The sequence below is a fragment of the Acidovorax sp. Root275 genome, assembly GCF_001428965.1.
Lineage (GTDB): Bacteria > Pseudomonadota > Gammaproteobacteria > Burkholderiales > Burkholderiaceae_C > Acidovorax > Acidovorax radicis.
In genome coordinates this window covers 67,888-86,481 of the sequence record NZ_LMJH01000005.1, presented here as the reverse complement: position 1 = coordinate 86,481, position 18,594 = coordinate 67,888, and the positions used below count along the sequence as shown (strand labels likewise).

Genomic DNA, 18,594 nt, shown 5'->3' with positions numbered 1-18,594 from the left:
CGTGACGCCGAGCCTGTAGGCCGTGGCACGGCTCCTGCAGTCCACTCGCCGTTCAGCGGTTTGCCTCGCTTCTCAACTTGCGCAACTGTTCCTCGGCAGCTTCAAGCTCTGCCCGGAGCGCCCGGACTTCCTTCTCCAGCCTTTCAATATTCGCCGCGCGGCCCGGGTCGACCGCGAGCGGCTGACAGCTCGCTTGCAGCGCCCCCAGTTGGTCCGCCAGCTGCCGGCGTAGCAGCATCTGTCCCTTGGACCGGGCGACTTCCATGCGTTTTTCGACGTCGGCCTTTTCTGCAGTGCACGCAGTGGGGTTCTCCACGGGATTCGCGGGCTGTGCGATGGCGGAACCTGTCACGGTTATCGCGATGACCAACGTGCAACAACCGCTGAAATGCATACAAGTAAGTACCTGAGGGAATGAGGGCTGAGCATGACAGCAATTCGCGCTGGCGACCAAGATGCGGAGCGCGAGAATTTTCAGGCGTCGCAGGAGGCCCCCCAGAACAAGGGCACGCCGCTTCAGCGGCAGTGCAGCCTTTTGTTTGTCTTTCTATCCTCCAGCGCTCACTGCGCCGCCAGCACCAGAAAGTCCTGCTCATACCCCTTCACCGATTGCACTGCCTTCAACCGCTGCCCTGCCGTCATCGCGTTGTGCACGCGCGAATAGCCTTCGCAACCTTCTTCCACCAGCGTCTGTGCATAGCGCTGGTAGGCCGCGTCGGGCGATGCATTGAAGCGGGCGAGGTAGCCACGCAGCAGGCTGCGGGCCTGGTCGGTGTTGGTGCGGTCTTCGGCGATTTTCTGCAGCACCTGAACCAGGTCTTTCTGGCGGCGCAGGCGTTCGGTATAGGTGCGTTGCGGGTCAAACGATGACTGGGCGACAAAAGCGCGCAGTGCAGCTTTTTGCGGCTCGTCCAGGGTTCCGTAAAAGGTTTCTGCGCGTGACAGGAGCTGTTTGAAGCGCTGCTCACGCAGCTTTTCGGGGGTCACGTCGACCCATTCCTTTTTCCAGTCGGCATTGCTGCTGGCCTGTTTCTTTTGCAGGTTGCGGACCTGGGCATCGGTGAGCTGGGCGGCCAGCCACACCAGCTTGGGCTCGGCCTGGGTGACCACCTTGTCGATCTGGGCGCGCACATCGTCATAGGTGCGGCAGGCCTGGTCGGGCGATATGGCTGACGGTAGTTGTTGCTGCACTTTCTGCAGCAGCTCGGCATGCCGGGGCAGCATGGTGTCGCGGTGCCATTGGTGCAGGTCGCCCAGTTCGTCGCGCACGCGCTCGGTTTGGGTTTCTGAGAGATCGAGGTAGCTGTTCAGCTGCCAGTAGGCCAGTTGCGGCACCTGGTTGTAGGCCAGCTTGACGGCACTGCAGCCTTGCATCAGCAGGCCACATGCCGCCAGGGTGGCAACACACAGTGCTTTGCGAATGGGGGACGGTGCGCGCACAGAAGCTCCTCGTGAATGAAGGACGGCAAGAGAGGCAGGATAGGGCCAACGCGGCGCGGGGAAATTTGCGGGGCGCAATACCCCGGCGGCTGCGCGAGGATTGACCGCAGCCCCGGCGCTAAAAAGTGGCCTGCGCGGGCGCCTTGCCGTCAGTGGCGCTCTGTGGCGCCGTAGAGGCTAGTTGTCCTGTCGGCGGATCAGTTGCCGGCCGCTGGCCGTGATGGCCAGCTCGCCGCCGGAACCCTTGGTGATGAAGCCCCACTCCAGCAGGCGACCGGACACATGGTCCTTGATGGCATGGGGCAGCGTGATGACTTGGCCCATTTCGAGTTGTTTCAGGGTCTCGATCTCGTCCACGGTGGGGTCGAAATGCGGGGCATGGTAGGTGGTCATGGGGTCACTCCCGGGTCGGTATGTGCAGACAGACTCCAGCGCCACCAGATTAGTTCAGCCCCTGGGCGGATGCAAGCGCGTCATCCCTTGCCGTCTGCCCCGGCTACCGGCGGCACACCCCCTGCCGCCGCGGCCATGCCCTGCAGCCACTGCGCAAACGCCGCCAGCACGGGCGGCTGCGCTTGCGCGGGGCTGATGAGGTAGTAGGCGCGCTCGCCCCGCAGCGGGCGGTTGCAGGCGACCACCAGCTCGCCGCTGGCCAGTTCGGCCTCGATCAACAAAGGCGGCATCAGCGCCACACCCATGCCGTGCGTGGCCGCCACGGCCAGCATGGAGAACAGCTCGTAGCGCGGGCCATCGAGCGCGTGGGGTGCCTGGACCTCCATCGCGTCGAACCACTGCCGCCAGCCGTAGGGGCGCGTGCTTTGCTGGAGCAGGGGCAGGTCGGCCAACGCCTCGGCGGCCACGGGCTGGTGGGCGCGGCCCCGGCCCCGGGGCGCGGCGGATTCGAGCAGGCGGGGGCTGCACACGGGCACCACGTCCTCGTGCATCAGCAGCAGGGCCTGCACGCCGGGCCAGTGGGCCACCTGCTCGGGCGTGCCCGCGTACAGCGCGGCATCGAAGGTGGTGTCGGCAAACAAGAAAGGGCGTGTCTGCGTGTCGATGTGCACCACGATGTCGGGGTGCTGCTGCGCCAGCTGCGGCAGGCGCGGGATGAGCCAGCGGGTGGCAAAGGTGGGCACTGCCGCCAGGGTGATCGTGCCGCCCTCGCCCTGGTGCGCCATCACATCGAGCGTGTCACGCTCCAGCCCCTGCAGCCAGCGTGCCACCTGGCGGCCGTAATGCGCGCCGGCGGGCGTCAGCACCACGCCGTGGCGCGTGCGGCGAAAGAGCTGCACGCCCAGGAATTCCTCCAGCGCCTGGATCTGGCGCGAGACAGCGCTCTGCGTCAGTGACAGCTCTTGCGCGGCGCGGGTGTAGCTTTCGTGGCGGGCGGCGACTTCAAAGCATGCCAAGGCCTGGGTCGATGGGATGTTGCGGCGCATGATGAAGAGGAACTTGAAGCAAGGGTAGCTACGCCTTGGCGTATACGGCAACAGTATTCCATACATTCCATAAACGCATGTCTGAATGAAAAGAACTCGCTTGCGGGGTGCTACGCCAAAGCCTACGATGCATCCCAGTCGATTCGTTTTCGCCTCTTTTCCTTCTTGTTTGACCTGGAGACACACATATGGCCCACGCCGCTTTTCAATGGGATGACCCTTTCCTCCTGAGCCAGCAACTGACCGACGACGAGCGCGCCATCCAGGCCGCCGCCGCCGCCTACTGCCAGGACAAGCTGGCGCCCCGCGTGCTGGACGCCTTCCGCCACGAAAAGATGGACGTGAGCATCTTCCGCGAGATGGGCGAAGTGGGCCTCTTGGGCCCCACCATTCCCGAGCAATACGGCGGCCCCGGCCTGTCGTACGTGGCCTACGGCCTGATCGCCCGCGAAGTCGAGCGTGTGGATTCGGGCTACCGCTCCATGGCCAGCGTGCAGTCGTCGCTGGTGATGGTGCCCATCCATGAGTTCGGCACCGAAGCGCAAAAGCAGAAGTACCTGCCCAAGCTCGCCAGCGGCGAGTGGATTGGCTGCTTCGGCCTGACCGAGCCCGACCACGGCTCCGACCCCGGCAGCATGGCCACGCGCGCCTACAAGGTCGATGGCGGCTACAAGCTCAAGGGCAGCAAGATGTGGATCACCAACAGCCCCGTGGCCGATGTGTTCGTGGTCTGGGCCAAGGAAGTCTCCGAAGGTGGCGCCGTGGGCCCCATTCGCGGCTTTGTGCTGGAGAAGGGCATGAAGGGCCTGACGGCCCCTGCCATCCACGGCAAGGTGGGCCTGCGCGCCTCCATCACCGGCGAGATCGTGATGGACGATGTGTTCGTGCCCGAAGAAAACGCCTTCCCCGAAGTGCAGGGCCTCAAGGGGCCCTTCACCTGCCTGAACAGCGCGCGCTACGGCATCGCCTGGGGCGCCCTGGGTGCGGCCGAGTTCTGCTGGCACACCGCCCGCCAATACACGCTGGACCGCAAGCAGTTTGGCCGCCCCCTGGCCGCCAACCAGCTCATCCAGAAGAAGCTGGCCGACATGCAGACCGAAATCGCCATCGGCCTGCAGGCCTGCCTGCAGTTCGGCCGCATGAAGGACGCGGGCACGGCCAGCGTGGAAGGCACGTCCATCATCAAGCGCAACAGCTGCGGCAAGGCCCTGGACATCGCCCGCCTGGCGCGCGACATGATGGGCGGCAATGGCATCAGCGACGAGTTCGGCGTGGCACGCCACCTGGTGAACCTGGAGGTGGTGAACACCTACGAAGGCACGCACGATGTGCATGCGCTGATCCTCGGCCGCGCGCAGACGGGCATTGCGGCGTTCGCCAACTGAGCGCCCGCATCACTCCCCTCTCCCCTCGCGGGNGGGGGGGGGGGGGGGGGGGGGGGGGGGGGGGGGGGTTGCGGCGTGTGCGTTGTGCCGGTGCTCTCCCCCTCTCCCCAACCCTCTCCCGCGAGGGGAGAGGGAGTTAAAACGGGGCTTTCATAAGCACATTTCAAGTGTTTTAGGCATCTAGCGCTTGATAGAAAAGCGCTACCAGCTATCAATTTCATAGTATTCAGCCCCATGACCACATCCCCCTCCTCCCCAGGCGCCCTCGCTGGCATCAAGGTCCTCGACCTCTCCCGCGTGCTCGCCGGCCCCTGGTGCACCCAGATCCTGGCCGACCTGGGCGCGGATGTCGTGAAGGTGGAGCGCCCCGGCGCAGGCGACGACACGCGCCACTGGGGGCCACCCTTCTTGAAGGACGCGGAGGGCAACGACACCACGCAGGCCAGCTATTTCACGGCCTGCAACCGCAACAAGCGCTCGGTGACCATCGACATGGCCACGGCGGAGGGGCAACAGCTCATCCGCCAGATGGCCCAGCAAGCCGACATCCTGGTGGAGAACTTCAAGGTGGGCGGCCTTCAGCAATACGGGCTGGACCACGAGAGCCTGCGCGCGCTCAACCCGCGCCTCATCTACTGCTCCGTCACCGGCTTCGGGCAAGACGGCCCCTATGCCGAACGCGCTGGTTATGACCTGATGATCCAGGCCATGACCGGGATGATGAGCATCACCGGCCGCGCCGATGGCGAGCCCGGCGGCGGCCCGCTGCGCGTGGGCGTGGCGCTGACCGACCTGTTCACCGGCGTGTACGCCAGCACCGCCATCGTGGCCGCGCTGAACGTGCGCGACAACGCTACCAGCGGCACCGGCCTGGGCCAGCACATCGACATGTCGCTGCTCGACGTGGGCATGGCCATCCTGGCCAACCAGGCCGCCGGCTTTTTGGCCACGGGCACCGCGCCCACACGCCAGGGCAACAGCCACCCCAGCCTGGCGCCGTACCAGGACTTCCCCACGCAGGACGGCGCCATGCTGCTGGCCATCGGCAACGACGGGCAGTTCCAGCGCTTTTGCGCCGCAGCCGAACAGCCCCAGTGGGCCACCGATGCGCGCTATGCCACCAACACGCTGCGCGTCAAACACCGCACCGACCTGATCCCTGCCATGGAAGCCGTGACGCGCACACGCACCACGGCCGACTGGATCACGCTGCTGGAAGACAAGGCCGTGCCCTGCGGCCCGATCAACACCATCGCCCAGGCGTTTGACGATGCACAGGTGAAGGCGCGCGGCCTGGCCGTGGCACTGCCGCGCTGGGCGGAGGGGGACACCGCCCAGGACGGCGTGCAGCAGATCACCGGCGTGGCCAGCCCGCTGCGCCTGTCGGCCAACCCGCCCGTGCTGCGCAACGCCCCCCCCGCGCTGGGCCAGCACACCGACGAGGTGCTGGGCGAGCTAGGGCTGGATGCAGCGCGCATTGCGGCGCTGCGGGCCAACGGGGTTTTGTAGCCACCGAGGCAACACGGGCCAGGCCCACGGAGAATCCACCCACGCTGTGCACCAACAGCGGAACGGCCTTGCCCAACTCGGCAAGGCCGTTTTGTTTATAAGTTCGGCATCCAATTGGCCACCAACGCTTATCCATCAAGCGGTAGCTGCTATTAATTTGATACCGACCACATGCAAACACCGCACCGCAACGCGCTCGGCCATGGGTGAAAAATTCATGTACAAAAATTTACATTCCTCTCCATAATGGCAGTGGGAATCTCTCCGGCACGACACACCGCGCGCGCCGGTTGACCGAGCCGGGGGCGCAGCCGAACCACTGCCACCAAGCATGGCAGGGCAAGACCAGGGCCCACCGGGACTTGCCCGCGACTGCGGTGATTTGTGGACCCAACAGGAGTTCCCCATGAAGCTCAGCCTCAAGCTCCCCCTGGCCTTTACCGTGTCGCTGCTTTTGCTGTTTGCAGCGGCGCTGTTTGGCATCAGCCGCCTGAACCAGGCGCTGGACACCTACCAGACCACCGTGGCCCAAAGCTTTGAGCATGAGCGATTGGCATCCAGCATGCTCAACGAGTTCAAGGTGCAGGTGCAGGAGTGGAAAAACGTGCTGCTGCGTGGCAAGGACCCGGCCCAGCTCACCCGTTATTGGGCTGCGTTTGAAAAGCAGGAAAAGTCCATCAAGGACCATGCGCAGAAGCTGACAGCCGCCCTGCCCCCGGGTGAAGGCCGCGAGCGTGTGGTGCAGTTTGCCAAGGCCCATGAAAACATGGGCGCGGCCTACCGCAAGGGGTTTGAAGCCTTCAAGGCCGCCGACCACGACCCGCAGGTGGGCGACAAGGCCGTGGCGGGCATGGACCGCGAGCCCTCGCAGCTGATCGACCAGGCTGGGGATCTGATCGCCAAGGCCAGCAGCGAAGTGGCGGCAAGCGCAGCAGCCACCGCACAGCGCGCCACCACCATCAGCCTGGTGGTGATGCTGGTGGTGTGCGCGCTGGGCATTGCCGGGGCCATTGCCTTCAGCCGCACGGTGGTGAACCCGCTGGACAACGCGGTGCGTGTGTCGCAGGCCGTGGCCGGGGGCGACCTGACGGTGGCGCGGCATGTGGCGGGCAAGGACGAGATTGCCCTGCTGCTCAACGCCCTGCACGACATGCAGATCAGCCTGTCGCGCGTGGTGAGCAACGTGCGCAACAACGCCCACAGCGTGGCCGCCGCCAGCACCGAAATCGCGCTGGGCAACAACGACCTCTCGGCCCGCACCGAGCAGCAGGCCAGCGCGCTGGAGGAAACCTCGGCATCAATGGAAGAGCTCAGTTCCACCGTGCAGGCCAACGCCGAAAACGCGCGCCAGGCCAACCAGCTGGCGGTGAGCGCGTCCACCGTGGCCGTCCAGGGCGGCGATGTGGTGGCCGAGGTGGTGACCACCATGAAGGGCATCAACGACAGCAGCAAAAAGATCGCCGACATCATCAGCGTGATCGACGGCATCGCCTTCCAGACCAACATCCTGGCGCTGAACGCCGCCGTCGAAGCCGCGCGGGCGGGTGAACAAGGGCGCGGCTTTGCCGTGGTGGCCAGCGAGGTGCGCAGCCTGGCCCAACGCAGCGCCGATGCGGCCAAGGAGATCAAGACGCTGATACACGCCAGTGTGGAGCGTGTGGAACTGGGCACCGCGCTGGTGGACAAGGCCGGAGCCACCATGACCGAAGTGGTCGCCTCGATCCGCCGCGTGACGGACATCGTCGGCGAGATCAGCGCCGCCAGCAGCGAGCAGAGTGCAGGCGTGGCCCAAGTGGGCGAGGCGGTGATGCAGATGGACCAGGCCACCCAGCAGAATGCGGCCCTGGTGGAAGAAAGCGCTGCGGCCGCCGACAGCCTGAAGGGGCAGGCGCAGCAGCTGGTGGACGCGGTGTCGGTGTTCCGCCTGTCAACCGGCGAGCACGCAGCGGCGGGAGTGCACGTGCCCCGCCTGGCTGCCGCCTGACAGGCTGGCCAAGGGCTGGTGCGCCCTGTGGCGCCGGGGCACCGATACGGCTATCGGCGCCTGCGGGCGACCGGTACGACTTCGCTGCGCGCAGGGCCCCATGCATGGGCCAACGCAGAGAAGAAAATCCGATAAAAAGGCCTCTAACGCTTTCCTATCATGCGCTATAAGCTATGTTTTTTATAGCAACCAAGCCTATTCAGGTTCCACTGCTCGCTGCAAGGCCTGCAGCGCCTCGATCAATGCCGGCGCCACCAGCGGGTGCGTGGCCATCTCGTTTTCTGCCAGGTGTGCGCCCAGCAACGGAAGGCTCAGGCACGCAGGCTCGACGATGCGCGCAGACATCGTCCGCAGTGTTTCGCGCAGCGCATCATCGGCGTGGTGTGCGCGGGGCGAGACATTGAACACCGCCACCGGCTTGTTCACAAAGGCCTCCTGGCTCACCAGCCAGTCGAGCGCATTCTTGATCACCCCCGTCACACCGTGGGCGTATTCGGGGCTCGCGATCAGCAGCGCATCGGCCCACGCCACATCGGCGTGCAGACGCAGCGCGGCGGGTGGCGGTTGTGCCTCCAGGTCGGGGTTGAAAAGCGGCAGCTTACCCACCGCCGCGCACCACGCGACCTCCATGCCAGGTGGAGCAACGCGCGCCGCCGTGCGCAGCAACGCAGCGTTGATGGAGGCAGCGCGCAGGCTGCCGCACAGGGCCAGAATTTTCATGGAGCCATTCTGGCCCAGCCGCACGCCCAAGCCGGTGGCGGCAACCGGTTGCGCGCAGCTCAATCCCCGTGCGCGGGCTCCAGCGCCTTGAACTGGGCCATGGTGTCCAGGCAGGCGCGCGCCACTTCTGCGCCCTTCTTCACAAAGTGCTCGCGGAAGAACTTGAGGTGGTCTTCGTGCTCATGAAAATCGCGCGGCGTGAGCACGGCGGACATCACGGGCACGTCCGTGTCGAGCTGCACGCGCATCAAACCGTCGATGACGGCGGTGGTCACAAACTCGTGGCGGTAGATGCCGCCGTTGACAATGAACGCGCAGGCCACGATGGCGTCGTAGCGCCCGCTTTGCGCCAGCCGCTTGGCCAGCAGCGGGATCTCGAACGCGCCGGGCACCTCGAACTGGTCGATCTGCCCCGCAGGCAGCCCGCTGCGCGCGAACTCGGCCACGGCGGCATCACGGGCCTGGTCAACGATGTCCCGGTGCCAGCTGGCGCAGATGACCGCAACCCGTTCGCTGCGGTGCGCAATCGCTGTGCGGCCGCTTTGGTCGGCATTGGCAGCAGCGGCATGGTGGGAATGGAAGGACTGATTCATGGATTTTCTCGAACAAAGAAAAGGGTTACCAGAATCAGGGCGCGCGCGAACAGAGCCCCTTGCATGGCAAGGCAGCTGCCCACACGCATGCGGCCCAGCGAACAGCCCCTGGCCCTGCAGGCACGCCCGACCTCACGATCAGACAGCCCCGCACAGCCCGGCACCGCGCACCCGACACGCACACAGGCAACCACCCCGGCGGGAGGCCCATGGCTTCGCGATCTCTTTCATCCGGACTGTGACCGTCGGCTCTGGCATCGCACCAGATCTGCTGACCCTGCGGGGCTTAAGAACCTGATCAATGTCTTTTTGGAGATCGCGTTGGAGTGCAATCGGGATGAGTGGAAGCCTCGGATGCGCCGCATGGGCTCATGCCCATGCAAGCAACCAAGGCTTCCAATCGCCCGATTTCACCCCAACCCTTCGGGCAAGAGCCTTTTCGGGCGGTCTGCGGTGTTGCGGCGCTTGTGGATAGCTGGGCTATCCACTGCGCCCCGCGCCTAGCATCCCATCCCGAAAAGGTTCTTGCGCGACTCCAAAAAGACATTGATCAGGTTCCAACTGCCCTGCAGGCGCTCGCGGGCTGCTGCAGGCTTTTTCAGCCCGCAGATACCGCCGGTGGGGAATTTCGCCCCGCCCTGAGAACGCAATCGGCCCCGGAAACACTCCGGGGCCAACGAGCGAATTCTAGGGGCTTACCCTGTGGTCACCGGTCACCCATGCGATTGGCAACACCGGCAGTGCCGTTTTTGCAGCCACCCAGGGTTCATTCAGCGCGGCTTTTCGAACCCGCCCTGGGCCCAGGCCGTGGCACTGTGGGTGGTGAGCTTGAACGTGGGGGGCACGGGCACACGTGCCAGCTCCTCCCCCAGGTCGTCCATGGCACTCAGCGTGGCGGTGGCGCCTTCTTCGTCCGGCACGATGGCGAGGGCCACGCGCAGGCGCTGGCCGTCGGCCGTGGTGATGCTCACGTTCTTGTTGAGCTGCGCGTGCAGCTGCTGCTCGTGGCGGCGCAGCACCTCGCTGGCGGTTTTGACCAGCGTGTTGAAGGCCGACACATCCAGGGGCTTCGGGTTCTTCTTGTCACGCCCCATGGTCCAGGGGCCCACCAGCGCAGGCTCGGACTCGCCATGCAGCGTCATGGACACGGCCCAGCCATCGTCATCCTCGTTCTTGATGACCCGCGCCATCCAGCGCTCGTCGCTCCACAAGCGGGGTTCCTGGATGGGGGTGGGGGTGTCGTCGGCAGAGTCGGTCATGGGGCAGCAGGCAGGTTCGGTCAAAGGGCGCAGAGCATAACGGCGTGGTGAGGAAGGACGGGGATGCAAACCGTCCCAACGGGGTGGACAAGCCCCAAAAAGCCGTCGTTTTCGATAACTTTTGGTTATTGCCAAAGTGGGACGACCATCGGCCATCACGGCTCGTCAAAGCCAGCGCCCGCCGTCTCGCGCAGCACATCGATGAAGGCCTGCGCGGCGGGTGTCGGCGGCTCCCCCAGCCGCGTGATGAGGCCATAGCTGGGCATGCGGTCTGGCAGGTCCACGGGGATACGTGACAGCAGTCCTTTGTTCACGTATTTCTCAACCAGGGCGGCGGGCTGCAGCGACATCATGTTGGTGGTGTTCATCAGCTCCAGCGCAAACAAAAAGGACGGCGTCTCCACCACACCCGCCGTGAGCGCCAGGCCTGCGCCGCCAAACAGGTCGTCCGACACCTTGCGCACGGCGGTAGAGGCGGGGTACAGAATCCACGGCCAGTGGGCCAGCTCGGTCAGGGCCAGGTCCGCCCCTCCGCGCAGGGGGTGGTGCAGTCCGCCCACCACGGCCAGCGGCTCGGCCGACAGGCGCTCGTAATGGAACTGGCTGCGCTGGGCCTCGTCGGTAAAGCGCCCGATCATCAGGTCGATCTTGCGCTCGGCCAGCCATTGGATCAGCTGGTCGCTGCTTTGCTCCAGGATCTTGAGCACCAGCAAGGGCCGCAGGCGCTGGATCTCGACCACCGACGCCACCAGCAGATGGGCCGCCGAGCCCGTGATGGCGCCAATCGTCAGGTGGCCATGGCCGCCTTGTTTGAGGGCATTGAACTCGTCCACGAATTGGCGCTGACCATCGAGCGCGGCACTGGCATAGCGCAGCGTGAAAAGCCCCAGTTCGTTGGGCCGCATGCCACGCGACAGGCGGTCGAACAAACGCGCCTCCAGGATCTCTTCAATGTCCATCAGGATCTTGGTGGCCGCAGGTTGGGTGACATGCATCTGCTCGGCCGTCAGGCGCAGGTTGCGCGTGCGCCCCAGGATGTCCAGGAACTGCAAATGCCGAAACCGCAGCCGCGCACAGGCCTGCGCCAAAGACAAGGGTTTACCCGGAAATGCGTCTGGACTCATAAGCGTTTGGAATGGATCGTAGCAAAAGATTCAGTGGACCCCGGCACGCGCGCTACCTAACCTGTGGCCTGCGTCGATGACGGTCCTGCAAAAGGACTGCAGGGCGCCGATGACCTCGGCCATCGAGACCCCAGCCATTCCAAAACGGAGACAAAAGCATGCAATTCAAAACCCTCGCCGTGGTCGCCACGGTGCTGGCCGCTCTGGCCGCCCCGGTGTCTGCACAAGTCAAGGAACACACGTTCAAGGTTGGCATCGGCCTGAGCGACGACCACCCTCAAGCGCAGGCGGTCAAGCACTTTGCCGAAAGGCTCCAGGCCAAGAGCGGCGGCAAGATGAACGCCAAGCTGTTTGCCAGCGGCTCCCTGGGCAACGACGTGAGCATGACGTCGGCCCTGCGCGGCGGCACGCTGGAGATGACGGTGCCAGATTCGTCCACGCTGATGTCGTTGATCAAGCCGTTTGGCGTGCTCAATCTGCCGCTCACCTTCAACAACGAGCAGGAAGCCGACGCGGTGCTGGATGGCCCCTTTGGCCAGAAGCTGCTGGCCATGCTGCCCGAGAAGGGACTCATCGGCCTGGGGTTCTGGGAGAACGGCTTTCGCCACGTGACCAATTCGCGCCGCCCCATCAACAAGGCCGACGATCTGGCGGGCCTCAAGCTGCGCGTGATCCAGAGCCCCTTGTTTTTGGACACCTTCAACGCCCTGGGCGCCAACGCCACACCCATGCCATTCACTGAGCTGTACACGGCCATGGAACAAGCTGCGGTGGATGGGCAGGAGAACCCACCGGCCACCATCCTGGCCAGCAAGTTCTACGAAGTGCAAAAGCACCTGGTGTTGTCGCGCCACATGTACAGCGCCTGGGTGCTGCTGATGTCCAAAAAGGCCTGGGATGGCTTGTCAGCCGAGGAGCAGAAGATCGTGCAGGAAGCCGCGCGCGAAGCCACGTTGTTTGAGCGCAAGACCATCCGCGCTTTCAGCGAAACCGCATTGGGCGAGCTGAAGAAGGCGGGCATGCAGATCACCGAGCTGCCTGCTGCCGAACAGGCCAAGCTGCGCACCAAGCTGCAGCCGGTGCTGACAAAGTACGGCAAGGAATTTGGTGAAGCAACCACCAGCGAACTGATGGGCGAACTGGCCAAGGCGCGCGGCGGCAAGTAAGCAAAGCCCGGCCCCGTCGGCGCGCCGCCAAATGCTGCGCGCTGGCAGCGGCGGTTTTCCCTTCTTTCACAGCGTTCTTCTGACAACCCCATGCAAAAGACACCCCGACGCCCCTTTCGCTCCCGCGACTGGTTTGCCGACCCCGCGCGCTCGGACATGACCGCGCTGTATCTGGAACGGTTCATGAACTACGGGCTCACGCCCGAAGAGCTGCGCTCGGGCCGGCCCATCATTGGCATCGCGCAGACGGGCAGCGACCTGTCGCCCTGCAACCGCATTCATCTGGACCTGGCGCGCCGCGTGCGCGATGGCATCCGCGATGCGGGGGGCATTCCGATGGAGTTTCCGGTCCATCCAATCTTTGAGAACTGCCGCCGCCCCACTGCGGCGCTGGACCGCAACCTGGCCTACCTGGGCCTGGTCGAGATCCTGTACGGCTACCCCATCGACGCGGTGGTGCTGACCACGGGCTGCGACAAGACCACACCGGCTGGCATCATGGCCGCGTCCACCGTGGACATCCCGGCCATCGTGCTCTCGGGCGGGCCCATGCTGGACGGTTGGCACGACGGCGAACTGGTGGGTTCGGGCACCGTGATCTGGCGCAGCCGCCGCCAGCTGGCAGCGGGCGAGATTAATGAAGAAGAGTTTCTGCAGCGCGCCTGCAGTAGCGCACCCTCGGCGGGCCACTGCAACACCATGGGCACTGCCTCGACCATGAACGCCGTGGCCGAGGCGCTGGGCCTGTCGCTGCCTGGCTGCGCCGCCATTCCGGCGCCCTACCGCGAGCGTGGCCAGATGGCCTACGAGACCGGGCGCCGCATTGTCGAGATGGCGTATGAAGACCTGCGCCCTTCGCGCATCCTGACGCGAGAGAGCTTTTTGAATGCGCTGTCGGTGGTCAGCGTGGCCGGGGGTTCCAGCAACGCGCAGGTGCACATCATGGCCATGGCGCGCCATGCGGGCGTGGTGCTGGAGGCCAAGGACTGGACCGAACATGCCTACAACCTGCCCCTGCTGCTGAACATGCAGCCCGCAGGCAAGTTCCTGGGCGAACGGTTCTTCCGCGCGGGGGGCGTACCCTCCCTGATGTGGGAGCTGCAGCAGGCGGGCCGCCTGCACAGCGATTGCGCCAGCGTGACGGGCAAGACCATCGGCGACAACCTGCAAGGCCGCGAAACGCGCGACCGCGAGGTGATACGCCCCTTCAGCGCGCCACTGATGGAGAAGGCGGGCTTCCTGGTACTCAGCGGCAACCTGTTTGACTTCGGCATCATGAAGACCTCGGTGATCTCCGAAGCGTTTCGCGCAAGCTACCTCAGCCGCCCCGGGCACGAAGGCATCTTTGAAGCCCGTGCCGTGGTGTTTGAAGGCGCTGACGACTACCACGCACGCATCAACGACCCGGCGCTGAACATCGACGAGGGCTGCATTTTGGTGATGCGCGGTGCGGGGCCCATCGGCTGGCCGGGCTCTGCGGAGGTGGTCAACATGCAGCCGCCCGACGCGCTGATCCGGCGTGGCATCAACACACTGCCCACCCTGGGCGACGGGCGCCAGTCGGGCACGGCAGACAGCCCCTCCATCCTCAACGCGTCGCCCGAAAGCGCGGTGGGCGGGGGGTTGAGCTGGCTCCTGAGCGGCGACACGATCCGCATCGACCTGAACACAGGCCGCTGCGACGCGCTGGTGGCGGCGGATGAGATCGAACGCCGCCAACGCGAGCTGCCCGCGCCGCCCGTGCCTGCCAGCCAGTCACCGTGGGAAGCGCTGTACCGCGAAAAGACAGGCCAGCTGGTCGATGGCGCCACGCTGGACTTTGCGCTGACCTTTCGGCGCATCTCCGAAAAAACCCCGCGCCACAACCACTGAAGCTGGCGACAACGCCTGCCGCACCGCACAGCACCGCACAACGTGTGCGGTCCGCGCAATGAACCTTTGAAGGATTTCAAATGAACAACATGACAACGGCCCGCGCGGCCGGTGCGGACACGCATGCCCAGGTTTTACCGGACGACGGCCTGCAAGGCACGCTGGTGGGCCGTGTGTGGACCCACGGCGCCATCCCCGGCCCGGCCGTGGTGGCGCTGCGGCCCGAAGGCGTTTTTGACCTGAGCGACAGCTACCCGACCATGAGCACGCTGCTTGACACGGAGTTGCCCGCACAGGCTGCGCACAACACGCCCGGGCGGCGCATTTGCGGTGTGGATGAACTGATCCAGAACAGCCTGCCGGGCCAACGCCAGCCCACGTTGCCCTGGCTGCTCGCCCCTTGCGATCTGCAGGTGGTCAAGGCGGCAGGCGTCACGTTTGCAGCCAGCCTGATCGAACGCGTGATCGAAGAACAAGCGCGGGGCGACGCGACCCGCGCGCAGGGGCTGCGCAGCCAGGTGATCGGGCTGATCGGCGAGAACCTGGCCGACATGCGCCCCGGATCGCCCGAGGCCATGGCCCTGAAGGCGCTGCTGCAGGAAAAAGGGCTGTGGTCCCAGTACCTGGAAGTGGGCATTGGCCCCGACGCCGAGGTGTTCACCAAGGCGCCAGTGCTGGCGTCCGTGGGCTGCGGCGATGACATCGGCATCCGCGCCGATTCGGCCTGGAACAACCCCGAGCCCGAGGTGGTGCTGGCGATCAACAGCCGGGGCGACATCGTCGGCGCCACATTGGGCAACGACGTGAACCTGCGCGACATCGAGGGCCGCAGCGCACTGCTGCTAGGCAAGGCCAAGGACAACAACGCATCGTGTGCGCTGGGCCCCTTCATCCGCCTGTTCGACGCTGGCTTCGGCATGGACCAGGTGCGCAACGAAACCGTGCACCTGCGGGTGGCGGGGGTGGACGGCTTTGAGCTGCGTGGCATCAACACCATGGCCAGCATCAGCCGCGACCCGACGGACCTGGTGGCCCAAACGCTGGCCGCACACCAGTACCCCGACGGGTTCATGCTGTTCCTGGGCACGCTGTTTGCGCCTATTGAAGACCGCGACCAGCCGGGCAGCGGCTTCACCCACAAGCTCGGTGATGTGGTCACCATCCAGAGCGCCTGGCTGGGCGGCCTGCACAACCGCGTGACCCACAGCGAAACTGCCGCGCCCTGGCAATTTGGTTTGCGCGCCTTCATCGGCAACCTGGCGCAGCGCGGCCTGCTGCGCAGCGCCGCGCTTTAGCCCGCACAGGCCGTCGTTGACCCGCAGCGCCGCGTGCGCCGGGCCCACAGCTCGGCTCCCCTCACCAAAAATCAAATGGCCTTGCCATGACGGAGACACAACCATGCTGAACGCCTTTATCGACCGGTGCTGCCGGTGGATCAATCTGCTGATCGCCTTGGCCCTTGCGGTGATGGTGCTGCTGGTGTTTGGCAACGTGGTGCTGCGCTACGTTTTCAACTCCGGCATTTCCGTCAGTGAGGAGCTGTCGCGGTGGCTTTTTGTGTGGATCACCTTCCTGGGGGCCATCGTGGCGGTCAAGGAGCACGGCCACCTGGGCACCGACATCCTGCTGACCCGGTTGCCCCCCATCGGCAAACGCATCTGCCTGGCGGCCAGTTATGGGCTGATGCTGTTTTGCACCTGGCTGCTGTTCAGCGGCGCCCTTGCACAGGCCCGCATCAATTGGGATGTGGAGGCACCCGTCACCGGCGCATCGGTGGCCATCTTCTATGCATCCGGGGTGGTGTTTGCGGTGGCGTCGGGGCTGTTGCTGTTGATGCACCTGTGGCGCCTGCTGTCTGGCCAGGTGCCGGACGACCAGCTGGTGCAGGTCACCGAATCCGAAGAGGTGGCAGCCATCCCACACCTGCACCTGGACCGCACCAGCGGCCCGAAGTGAATCGCCCCGGAGCAACATCCCATGACCATTTTCATCTTCCTCGGCTCCCTGCTGGCCGCCATGGCCATTGGTGTGCCCATCGCCTACGCGCTGCTGGTGTCGGGCGCCGCCCTGATGTGGCACCTGGACCTGTTTGACGCCCAGATCCTGGCGCAGAACGTCATCAACGGCGCAGACTCGTTTCCGCTGCTGGCGGTGCCGTTTTTCATGCTGGCGGGCGAGATCATGAACGTGGGCGGCCTGTCCCAGCGCATCGTGAAGCTGGCCCTGACGCTGGTGGGGCACAAGCGCGGCGGGCTGGGTTTTGTGGCCATCCTGGCGGCGTGCATGCTGGCCGCACTGTCCGGATCTGCCGTGGCTGACACTGCGGCTCTGGCCGCCCTGCTGCTGCCCATGATGGTGAAGGCCGGCCATGACAAGGCCCGCGCCGGGGGGCTGATTGCGTCGGCGGGCATCATCGCGCCCGTCATCCCGCCGTCCATCGGGTTTGTGGTGTTTGGCGTGGCCGCCAATGTGTCGATCAGCAAGCTCTTTCTGGCCGGCATCGTGCCGGGGCTGCTGATGGGCGTGGCCATCGCCATCGCGTGGTACTGGGTGTCACAGCGCGAAAACATCACCCCGCCCCCCAAGGCGACTACCGCAGACAAACTACAGGCCCTCAAGGAATCCACCTGGGCGCTGTTTCTGCCGGTCATCGTGATCGTGGGCCTGAAGATGGGCGTGTTCACTCCCACCGAGGCGGCAGCCGTGGCAGCGGTGTATGCGCTGCTCGTGGCCACGCTGGTCTACCGTGAGCTGCACTGGCGCCAGCTCACCGCCGTGTTCGTGAGCGCCGCCAAAACAACGGCCGTGATCATGTTCCTGGTGGCTGCGGCCATGGTCAGCGCCTGGCTGATCACCGTGGCCGACATCCCCCGCCAGCTCGTGGATCTGCTGCGTCCCTTCATGGACAACCCCACGCTGCTGATGATCGCCATCATGCTGCTGGTGATGGCCGTGGGCACCGCCATGGACATGACCCCCACCATCCTGATCATGGCGCCCATGCTGATGCCAGTGGTCAAAGCCGCAGGCATCGACCCGGTGTACTTCGGTGTGCTGTTCATCATGAACAACGCCATCGGCCTGATCACGCCGCCGGTCGGCACGGTGCTGAACGTGGTGGCGGGGGTGGGCAAGATGCGCATGGACGAGGTCACCCGGGGGGTGCTTCCCTTCATGGGCGCGCAGTTCGCCATGATGTTCTTGATGGTGTTGTTCCCGTCCATCGTGCTGGTGCCGATGCGGTGGTTTATTGGCTAGCACACCATTTGTAAGGCCAAATAGGCCGCTAGCGCTTATTGATAAAGCGCTAGCAGCTATCAAAAAAGGAGTCTTATGCCCTGCCGGCGCCTGACTCCCGCCTGTTTCCCATCCGTTGGCGTTTCAGCTCGCCACCGTGAACCGCTTCTGCACATGGCGGGGCGTTTCCAGTTCGTCGGCAATGGCCACGGCCAGGTCGGCCACGCTGATGCTGCCAGGCTGGTCGCCATTCATCAGCGGTGCCTCATCACCCAGTCGGTACTGGCCGGTGCGTTCACCGGGCTGCAGCAGGATGGGGGGCGACAGGAAGGTCCAGTCCAGCGTGTTTTCGGTACGGATCCAGTTCAGCGTTTCGCGGGCGGCCAGGGCGCCCTGCTTCCATTCGGCGGGGAACTGGGGCGTGTCCACCAATTGCAGGCCGGGCGCCACAAACAGGCTGCCGGCGCCGCCCACCATGAGGAAGCGACGCACGCCAGCCGCCTTGGTGCCGTCGATGATGGCGCGGGTGCCCTTCAGGAATTCGTCGTGGATGTTGGGGTTCTCCCAGCCCGGGTTGTAGGCGCTCACCACGGCATCGTGGCCCGCAGCGGCCTTGGCGACCTGGGCGGCGTCTTGTGCGTCGGCCGCGACCACCGTGAGGCCTTCACGGGCGGCGAGCTTGGCGGGGCTGCGGGCCAGTACGGTCACGCGGTGGCCGCGTTGCAGCAGTTCATTCAGCACGGCAGAGCCGACAAAGCCAGAGGCGCCAATCAGGGCGATGTTCATACGGTGTCCTTGGTTTCAAAGTTGCGATGCAGTGAGAATAGGAGCTTGTCAAAGCGGGTGGTAGATGGCTAAAACTGCCT

General features: G+C 65.2%; 17 protein-coding genes. 8 read left to right on the top strand and 9 right to left on the bottom strand.

Annotation, left to right across the window (positions count from 1 at the left end; all coding sequences use genetic code 11):
• Positions 1-52: 52 nt before the first annotated feature.
• The 4 genes from ASE52_RS08560 to ASE52_RS08545 all read right to left on the bottom strand — a co-directional run bounded on the left by ASE52_RS08560 (position 53) and on the right by ASE52_RS08545 (position 2,879).
• Entirely contained in the window at positions 53-394 is a 342-nt protein-coding gene (locus tag ASE52_RS08560; protein WP_082606819.1) for a DUF1090 family protein, read from the bottom strand.
• Between the two features lie 167 nt (positions 395-561).
• A complete protein-coding gene (locus ASE52_RS08555; RefSeq protein ID WP_057225406.1) occupies positions 562-1,440 on the bottom strand; it encodes a DUF6279 family lipoprotein in 879 nt (292 codons plus the stop codon).
• Positions 1,441-1,617: 177 nt separating this feature from the next.
• Complete coding sequence (locus ASE52_RS08550) at positions 1,618-1,833, bottom strand: hypothetical protein (RefSeq protein ID WP_010459881.1); 216 nt, start codon at positions 1,831-1,833, stop codon at positions 1,618-1,620.
• 80 nt (positions 1,834-1,913) lie between these two features.
• The gene (locus ASE52_RS08545; RefSeq protein ID WP_057225404.1) at positions 1,914-2,879 is read right to left on the bottom strand and encodes a LysR family transcriptional regulator; all 966 of its coding nucleotides are present in this window, start codon (positions 2,877-2,879) and stop codon (positions 1,914-1,916) included.
• A 188-nt stretch (positions 2,880-3,067) separates the two neighbouring features.
• Between ASE52_RS08545 and ASE52_RS08540 the strand changes: the two genes are divergently transcribed.
• The 3 genes from ASE52_RS08540 to ASE52_RS08530 all read left to right on the top strand — a co-directional run bounded on the left by ASE52_RS08540 (position 3,068) and on the right by ASE52_RS08530 (position 7,757).
• A complete protein-coding gene (locus ASE52_RS08540) occupies positions 3,068-4,264 on the top strand; it encodes an acyl-CoA dehydrogenase (protein ID WP_057225402.1) in 1,197 nt (398 codons plus the stop codon).
• Between the two features lie 234 nt (positions 4,265-4,498).
• Positions 4,499-5,773, top strand: coding sequence for a CaiB/BaiF CoA-transferase family protein (locus tag ASE52_RS08535; RefSeq protein ID WP_057225400.1), 1,275 nt, complete (start codon positions 4,499-4,501; stop codon positions 5,771-5,773).
• 406 nt (positions 5,774-6,179) lie between these two features.
• The gene (locus ASE52_RS08530; protein ID WP_010459299.1) at positions 6,180-7,757 is read left to right on the top strand and encodes a methyl-accepting chemotaxis protein; all 1,578 of its coding nucleotides are present in this window, start codon (positions 6,180-6,182) and stop codon (positions 7,755-7,757) included.
• Positions 7,758-7,952: 195 nt separating this feature from the next.
• Here the strand turns inward: ASE52_RS08530 and ASE52_RS08525 are convergent, their stop codons facing one another.
• The 4 genes from ASE52_RS08525 to ASE52_RS08510 form a co-directional block, all read right to left on the bottom strand.
• Positions 7,953-8,477, bottom strand: a complete 525-nt coding sequence (locus ASE52_RS08525) for an NADPH-dependent FMN reductase (protein ID WP_057225573.1) — start codon at positions 8,475-8,477, stop codon at positions 7,953-7,955.
• Between the two features lie 59 nt (positions 8,478-8,536).
• Positions 8,537-9,070, bottom strand: a complete 534-nt coding sequence (locus ASE52_RS08520) for a 6,7-dimethyl-8-ribityllumazine synthase (RefSeq protein WP_057225398.1) — start codon at positions 9,068-9,070, stop codon at positions 8,537-8,539.
• A gap of 770 nt (positions 9,071-9,840) precedes the next feature.
• Entirely contained in the window at positions 9,841-10,329 is a 489-nt protein-coding gene (locus ASE52_RS08515; RefSeq protein WP_057225396.1) for a hypothetical protein, read from the bottom strand.
• A 155-nt stretch (positions 10,330-10,484) separates the two neighbouring features.
• A complete protein-coding gene (locus ASE52_RS08510; protein ID WP_035197426.1) occupies positions 10,485-11,453 on the bottom strand; it encodes a LysR family transcriptional regulator in 969 nt (322 codons plus the stop codon).
• Positions 11,454-11,611: 158 nt separating this feature from the next.
• On the opposite strand from ASE52_RS08510, the gene ASE52_RS08505 reads away from it, so the two are divergent.
• The 5 genes from ASE52_RS08505 to ASE52_RS08485 all read left to right on the top strand — a co-directional run bounded on the left by ASE52_RS08505 (position 11,612) and on the right by ASE52_RS08485 (position 17,749).
• Positions 11,612-12,619, top strand: a complete 1,008-nt coding sequence (locus ASE52_RS08505) for a TRAP transporter substrate-binding protein (protein WP_010459288.1) — start codon at positions 11,612-11,614, stop codon at positions 12,617-12,619.
• 90 nt (positions 12,620-12,709) lie between these two features.
• Positions 12,710-14,491 (top strand): IlvD/Edd family dehydratase, encoded by a 1,782-nt coding sequence (locus ASE52_RS08500; protein WP_010459286.1) that lies wholly within the window; start codon positions 12,710-12,712, stop codon positions 14,489-14,491.
• 80 nt (positions 14,492-14,571) lie between these two features.
• Positions 14,572-15,786 (top strand): fumarylacetoacetate hydrolase family protein, encoded by a 1,215-nt coding sequence (locus ASE52_RS08495; protein WP_057225394.1) that lies wholly within the window; start codon positions 14,572-14,574, stop codon positions 15,784-15,786.
• A 103-nt stretch (positions 15,787-15,889) separates the two neighbouring features.
• Positions 15,890-16,447, top strand: coding sequence for a TRAP transporter small permease (locus tag ASE52_RS08490; RefSeq protein ID WP_010459282.1), 558 nt, complete (start codon positions 15,890-15,892; stop codon positions 16,445-16,447).
• Positions 16,448-16,468: 21 nt separating this feature from the next.
• Entirely contained in the window at positions 16,469-17,749 is a 1,281-nt protein-coding gene (locus tag ASE52_RS08485; protein WP_010459281.1) for a TRAP transporter large permease subunit, read from the top strand.
• A 123-nt stretch (positions 17,750-17,872) separates the two neighbouring features.
• Here the strand turns inward: ASE52_RS08485 and ASE52_RS08480 are convergent, their stop codons facing one another.
• Complete coding sequence (locus tag ASE52_RS08480; protein ID WP_010459279.1) at positions 17,873-18,514, bottom strand: NAD(P)-dependent oxidoreductase; 642 nt, start codon at positions 18,512-18,514, stop codon at positions 17,873-17,875.
• Positions 18,515-18,594: the final 80 nt, after the last annotated feature.

Excerpts from the sequence above, each read along its gene's own strand:
- ASE52_RS08560 (WP_082606819.1), bottom strand. The coding sequence starts at position 394 with ATGCATTTCAGCGGTTGTTGCACGTTGGTCATCGCGATAACCGTGACA.
- ASE52_RS08550 (WP_010459881.1), bottom strand. The coding sequence starts at position 1,833 with ATGACCACCTACCATGCCCCGCATTTCGACCCCACCGTGGACGAGATC.
- ASE52_RS08545 (WP_057225404.1), bottom strand. The coding sequence starts at position 2,879 with ATGCGCCGCAACATCCCATCGACCCAGGCCTTGGCATGCTTTGAAGTC.
- ASE52_RS08540 (WP_057225402.1), top strand. The coding sequence starts at position 3,068 with ATGGCCCACGCCGCTTTTCAATGGGATGACCCTTTCCTCCTGAGCCAG.
- ASE52_RS08535 (WP_057225400.1), top strand. The coding sequence starts at position 4,499 with ATGACCACATCCCCCTCCTCCCCAGGCGCCCTCGCTGGCATCAAGGTC.
- ASE52_RS08530 (WP_010459299.1), top strand. The coding sequence starts at position 6,180 with ATGAAGCTCAGCCTCAAGCTCCCCCTGGCCTTTACCGTGTCGCTGCTT.
- ASE52_RS08525 (WP_057225573.1), bottom strand. The coding sequence starts at position 8,477 with ATGAAAATTCTGGCCCTGTGCGGCAGCCTGCGCGCTGCCTCCATCAAC.
- ASE52_RS08520 (WP_057225398.1), bottom strand. The coding sequence starts at position 9,070 with ATGAATCAGTCCTTCCATTCCCACCATGCCGCTGCTGCCAATGCCGAC.
- ASE52_RS08515 (WP_057225396.1), bottom strand. The coding sequence starts at position 10,329 with ATGACCGACTCTGCCGACGACACCCCCACCCCCATCCAGGAACCCCGC.
- ASE52_RS08510 (WP_035197426.1), bottom strand. The coding sequence starts at position 11,453 with ATGAGTCCAGACGCATTTCCGGGTAAACCCTTGTCTTTGGCGCAGGCC.
- ASE52_RS08505 (WP_010459288.1), top strand. The coding sequence starts at position 11,612 with ATGCAATTCAAAACCCTCGCCGTGGTCGCCACGGTGCTGGCCGCTCTG.
- ASE52_RS08500 (WP_010459286.1), top strand. The coding sequence starts at position 12,710 with ATGCAAAAGACACCCCGACGCCCCTTTCGCTCCCGCGACTGGTTTGCC.
- ASE52_RS08495 (WP_057225394.1), top strand. The coding sequence starts at position 14,572 with ATGAACAACATGACAACGGCCCGCGCGGCCGGTGCGGACACGCATGCC.
- ASE52_RS08490 (WP_010459282.1), top strand. The coding sequence starts at position 15,890 with ATGCTGAACGCCTTTATCGACCGGTGCTGCCGGTGGATCAATCTGCTG.
- ASE52_RS08485 (WP_010459281.1), top strand. The coding sequence starts at position 16,469 with ATGACCATTTTCATCTTCCTCGGCTCCCTGCTGGCCGCCATGGCCATT.
- ASE52_RS08480 (WP_010459279.1), bottom strand. The coding sequence starts at position 18,514 with ATGAACATCGCCCTGATTGGCGCCTCTGGCTTTGTCGGCTCTGCCGTG.